This is a genomic window from Candidatus Omnitrophota bacterium, assembly GCA_040755155.1.
Classification (GTDB): domain Bacteria; phylum Hinthialibacterota; class Hinthialibacteria; order Hinthialibacterales; family Hinthialibacteraceae; genus JBFMBP01.
Genome location: JBFMBP010000043.1, coordinates 1 through 5,324, shown reverse-complemented (window position 1 = coordinate 5,324; position 5,324 = coordinate 1). Strand labels below are relative to the sequence as shown.

Genomic DNA, 5,324 nt, shown 5'->3' with positions numbered 1-5,324 from the left:
CGAGGACAAGCGCCAATTGGTCCTCAACCGGCTCCATCCTCCGGCTTCCGCGCTCAAAAAAAAACGGCCGGGCGCTTAATCGACGCTTGGCAGGCCTTGTGGGATCCAACCCGTTCCGCCTTTCGTCGTCAGCAGCGCACCTTCGACCGCACCCGGCGATTGGCTCTCAGCCACTTGGTTTGTCTGGGCCGGCATACGCTGACCCGTCTGATCGCCGCTTCGGGAGGCCATGATCGCGATTGGTCCGCCGACTTTCGCCTGTTCGAGCGGGCTCGCTTTCAGCCCGCCGACTTGTTCCGGACGGCGCGCCAAGCCGTGGAGGCGCACTTGCCGGAGGGCGCCCCTTTCGTAGCGCTGATGGACGACACCCTCTTCCGCAAACGCGGGCGCAAAGCTGCTGTTGGCTGCTCGTCAATCCGGCTTGATCCCTCGAACTCTGCATTCCTTGCAACCCAAGTGGAATCGCAAAAACGACGACCAACGTCTTTCCACCGCGCAACTGATTTCCCTTCTCCGCAATCAACTGTGGAGCTTGGGCATGGAACGGCGCTATTTCTCCGGCTTCGCTACGCCCTCCTCCTCCAACGCGAAGCCCCAGAAATGCCAAAACTCCCTCTCTTATGCTGTTTTCTTCGCTTCGCAATAGCCAAACTCCAGGCCCAGCCTTGAAAGGCTGGGAGGGAATTTGAACGATTTTTCCAAATGCGTGTAGGAACTGCTGCGTAACGAGCAAATCAATTTCTAATCGTTTACTTGTTCGCTCTTAACAAAAAATCCCATAATAATCATCTGATCGTTTTAAGCAACGATCCCTAAAATTATTTCAAGAGTACTGTTGACGCACTGATTTTTTTTTGGTAATCAAATACTCTGGGGAAAAATTTTCTCCCGTTTCGAAAAGATGGTTGAAAAAAAACTCAATGGAAAAGGAGAGTTCGAAGATGAAAAAAGTATGGCTTGTTGCGGCGGGATTTATGCTAATCGTTTTATTAGGATATGAAGGATGGACAGCTACTAATAACAGCGGCAATGCTCCCACGTTTCTATGGCTGGATGTTTGCACCAACGGCATCGGGGATTATACGAACAAGCTGGTGGTTCCGCGAATGAGTCCGGATACTGTAGACATCGGTGTGGACTTGGACGCCGACGGAACCGTGGATCGTTGGTTGTCCAAAGAGCGCACGGAATATTTAGGACGGGATAACGCCAACGATATCGCTCCCGGCAACTGGCGGCGTTTTCTGCTACGTCTCGATTCGGACGCCGGAAAGAAGGCGAAAATCCGCATTGTTGATAAAAGCGCCGATTACTACATCGCCGTCAAGGCGATTCGCCTCAACTATGCGGATGGCAAAGTCGTTCCCAACTTGGTTCCCAACGGCTTCTTTGAGGACGCCACGCCGTTGAAGGGCTGGAAAATCATTGAAGGTTCCGTTCAAGATCCGGCGAAATTGATCGTAAAGGATGTGGAAGGCAAAGGGATATTTTACGGAACACAGTACTACAGCACGAAGGTGAGCGGCAATGCGGATACGGCGACCATTGAATCCGAGGCTTTCACTTTACAGGCGCCCGCCAGTTTCGTATATGGAATAGTCGGCGGCGGCGCTTCCGAATTGTGGAACAACAAAGCGACGGGCGGCGACAATGCATCCTATGTTTATGTGGATATTGGGACGGATTCTCAAGATCCCAACGGTAAATACGATGAAGGCATCGATGTTCCTTTGATGGGATTCTTCGGAGGAACAGGCGCTTCGCTTCGCAACCAGATGCATCCGGTATTTCTCAATACGTCTGGTTTGGAAGGCAAAAAAGCCCAGGTTGTCATCGTTGACGATTCCGAGTATTTCTCGATTGGAGTGGATGGTTGGCGCATGAACTGGGATCCCGCCTATATTCCCAACGGTGGATTCGATGAAGGGCTTACGGATGATTGGTATGATGAATCCTTGCGCGAATACAACGAGCATCCATCGGGAAAGATTCCAGGATGGACAGTTGCTGTTCATAACCTGCCTGACGGCCGTGAGGGCGATGCCAGTGTTTTCTATTACGATAAAAGCATGCACGACAGCATGTTCACTGGAAGGACGTTTGTGGGAACCGGCGGCGATAAGAGTTTTGTGATGTTTGCAGGCGTGGAGCTTCGTTCGTCTGTTTTCAAGATTCAAGTGATTCCCGATCAGGCAAAAAGCGTTTTCCTGCAGTTCGCTTCCGCCCAAGGCAGCGACCGCATTCGCAGGAGCGGCGGCGCAATCCAAAAAGGAGCCGTCGAGCTTCGCGTGGATGTCAACGGCAATGGGAAATTCGACGATTCCGTGGATTACGTTTACAACCTGCAATCCCAAGGCATGGGCTGGAATCTCAATACCAGCAATATGGATTTGTGGCAATATCCGGAATTCCGCTTTTACATTCTGCCTGAACATCAGGGTAAGTCGGCGCAAATCTACGTCGAAGATACTCTGACCTCCGGCTATGGATGGATGTGCGTTGACGATTTCTACGTCTGGGACGGAAAGCAAGCCTCGCTGCCCTTCCCCAATTCCGATTTCGAGCAAGGCAGTTTGGCCAACTGGACGGAAGTCATTGACAATCCCGCCGTACTGCGGACGTGGCTGTCGGGTTCGCAGGAAGCCTGGGTGGAGAAAAAAGTGCTCCATCGTTCCATGAATAACCGATTTTCCTATGTCGACGGCGATTACTCCGCCGACACGGGCGATACGGGAGACGACGGCGGAACGGGCGGAGACAACGCGACGGGATCGCTGACATCCGTTGCTTTTAAACTGCCGGTATTGCTTACAGATGTAGACGAGTGGGCGGTTTATTGATTAGCCCAAATAGTTTTTGTTAGCGAAGCGAGTTTATGCGCGGGCGGACGATTCCGCCCGCATTTTTTGTAGAAATGTATAGAAATTCGGGATTGCTGAAAAACTTATACCTCAGAGAGGGGAGAGGAGGGCGGAGGATAGCCGCGCCGTTCGAATGCCAGTCGGAGAACGCCGCCCATAATCTTCCTCGCCGTCTTTGAACGGCTGCTAGGTCGCTGAGAGCCTGCCAAAGCCATCCTGACGTTTCTTTCATTCTCTTCCACCAAGCCAAAAGTCCAGCGAAAAGCCCTTTCTCCATCGCCAACCGATACAACTTTCCCAGATTCATGACCAGCAGATTGAGCGCGATCACGGTCAGAGACGTTTTGGGCAATCCATTCGTTCCGCAAACGCGAAGCCCCGCATCAGACTGAGATGAACCTTGGCTCCGAATTCCGTCTCCGCATTGGCCTTGCCGCGCTTGATGGGCCGCACCTCCTGAAACCAGAGGCTGACGATCCGATCTTCGATGCGCTTCTCTTTGGATTCGTACATGATCTTCTGCTGGCGGCGCAATTCGCCGATCACCAGCAGCGCCCGGTACAGAGACGGCTTCAACGCGCTCAGGGAAACCGTCCGCGTCAGCCGCTCGATCGACGCCAAATTCCTCCCCATATAGCCCAATTGTTTCCGGATCGCCTTGCGCAGCATCGCGGAGGTCGAGACAGCCGTTGAAAGGGAGACCAAATTCGGGAAATAAGGGAGTCCAAGCGTCGTTTCGATACATGCAGCCCTCAACTTATGTGCAAAGGTTTTGTAGGATACAAGCGGATTCTCTTGCGCATTCCTGGAAAAAATTATACTTAATATACTAGTTTGTCGAGACTTACGCACATATCAGCAAGCCCTAACTAATTTTTGGGGGAAAGTCAAATTTCGGCCATATCGCCAATTCAGGCTAAACGGGATTTTAGGCATTCGCGAAACCTGCTTGCGGCGTTGATCCTTGAAGCTCCAACGGCTATATTTCGGCTATACAAAGGAATACGGCGATGATCGTGAAAATCCAAAAATGGGGCAACAGCCAGGGGCTTCGTTTGAGCAAGGAGTTGTTGGCGAACGCCGATATCGACGTCGGCGACGAAGTAGAAATTGCGGCTCGCGACGGCGTTCTTGTAGTTACTCCGCACCGCCGCCTCCGAGGCGGGCATGATTTAAGGGAACTTGTGACGCGCATCCCGAAAGATTACCAGCCGGGCGAAGCGGACTGGGGCGATCCTTCCGGCAAGGAAACGTGGTAAATGGCGGCGTACATTCCATGCAAAGGGGATTTGATCGCTCTTAGTTTCGATCCGTAAGCGGGACATGAGCAACGAGGGCGGCGTCCGGCCCTAATCGTCAGCAACGATCTCTTCAACCAACATACCGGACTTTGCATCGTTTGTCCGCTAACCAATACTCAGCGCAATTTCCCTTTTCATGTCCCCATTTCCGAAAATCGCGGCGTAACCGGTTTCGTCATGATCGAGCAGATCAAATCGATCGATTATCGGTCAAGGAAAGCCAAGCGCATCGGAAAAGCGCCGCAATCGGTATTGGAAGAAGTATTGTCTCTTCTCGACGCTTGCATCTACTAATACCGTTTGTCATTTGATTTGAGGTATAGCCAACATCATTAAGGGGAGGGCGAGGCTCAATGCCATTAAGTTAAGGTTAATATAATTTTCTTTATCAAAAAAAGGACGCATATTAGCAAGAATTGATTGAACTTCCCCTCACCCTAACCCTCTCCCAGAGGGCGAGGGAATGGAATTGCGTTAATTTACGCCTTAACTTAATGACATTGGGGCGAGGCTCCTGCCAAGCCGTATAGATGCAATGGTTCGCCAGGAGGCTCGCCCTCCCATCCTTTCCACTGATTGCGTTGGGCAGGCTAAAAACAAAACGCAACTCGCTCAAGCCGGGAGGATGTAAATATGCCAGCGCATTGCCGATCGTGGTGGCGCAATTGCGCTTTGGAATCCGATCCCGAAATTCTCGCAATCGATGGAATGGAAGATCGCCTCGTTCCTTTGAGCCAGGACGCGATAATAATTCGAGAACTCATCTCCACTCTTGAATTGTGCCATCACAAGGCCGAACGATGGATTGGCAATATCATAGAAGCGATCGGTGCGGGGAAGACGAATAAGGGATTAGGCTCCCGGCCATCCGGCCAGTTCCATCCCGCGGAGTTAGTATGGCAAAACGCCTGCGTCGCTTTATCAGCTTGGCTGGCGGGATGTCCCCCCGATAAGATCGATATATCCATAGACGGCGTCCCGGCGCCGCAACTGCTTGCGGGACTTGGAGAACGCTCGCCATTGAAGGAATGGCAAGTCCAAAGAGCCGTCGAAAAAATCCGCAGTCTGATCCACTGGCCGCAGCCGTTGAGCGATCCGGCGTCGCAGTATGTGTGGCTTCTCCTCAGCGGCGGCGAGGGCGAATCGCTTTACCGCCGCCAAT

6 protein-coding genes and 1 pseudogene are annotated in these 5,324 nt (G+C 52.2%); 5 read left to right on the top strand and 2 right to left on the bottom strand.

The annotated features are described in order from the left end of the window. Both AB1656_05625 and AB1656_05620 read left to right on the top strand, forming a co-directional pair. Positions 1 to 669: hypothetical protein (locus AB1656_05625; protein MEW6234846.1), on the top strand; the 669-nt coding region annotated here is incomplete at its 5' end. Between the two features lie 272 nt (positions 670 to 941). Next, the gene (locus AB1656_05620) at positions 942 to 2,840 is read left to right on the top strand and encodes a hypothetical protein (GenBank protein MEW6234845.1); all 1,899 of its coding nucleotides are present in this window, start codon (positions 942 to 944) and stop codon (positions 2,838 to 2,840) included. A gap of 19 nt (positions 2,841 to 2,859) precedes the next feature. Here the strand turns inward: AB1656_05620 and AB1656_05615 are convergent, their stop codons facing one another. Then, the gene (locus tag AB1656_05615; GenBank protein MEW6234844.1) at positions 2,860 to 3,213 is read right to left on the bottom strand and encodes a hypothetical protein; all 354 of its coding nucleotides are present in this window, start codon (positions 3,211 to 3,213) and stop codon (positions 2,860 to 2,862) included. Next, positions 3,195 to 3,494 (bottom strand): hypothetical protein, encoded by a 300-nt coding sequence (locus AB1656_05610; protein ID MEW6234843.1) that lies wholly within the window; start codon positions 3,492 to 3,494, stop codon positions 3,195 to 3,197. Before AB1656_05610 ends, AB1656_05615 begins: the two co-directional genes overlap by 19 nt. A 377-nt stretch (positions 3,495 to 3,871) precedes the next feature. Here AB1656_05610 and AB1656_05605 point away from each other — a divergent pair, with 377 nt between their 5' ends. The 3 genes and pseudogenes from AB1656_05605 to AB1656_05595 all read left to right on the top strand — a co-directional run. After that, a complete protein-coding gene (locus tag AB1656_05605) occupies positions 3,872 to 4,120 on the top strand; it encodes an AbrB/MazE/SpoVT family DNA-binding domain-containing protein (protein MEW6234842.1) in 249 nt (82 codons plus the stop codon). Positions 4,121 to 4,192: 72 nt separating this feature from the next. Next, positions 4,193 to 4,456 (top strand): annotated as a pseudogene (locus AB1656_05600) (type II toxin-antitoxin system PemK/MazF family toxin). Between the two features lie 339 nt (positions 4,457 to 4,795). Further along, positions 4,796 to 5,324: hypothetical protein (locus tag AB1656_05595; protein MEW6234841.1), on the top strand; the 529-nt coding region annotated here is incomplete at its 3' end.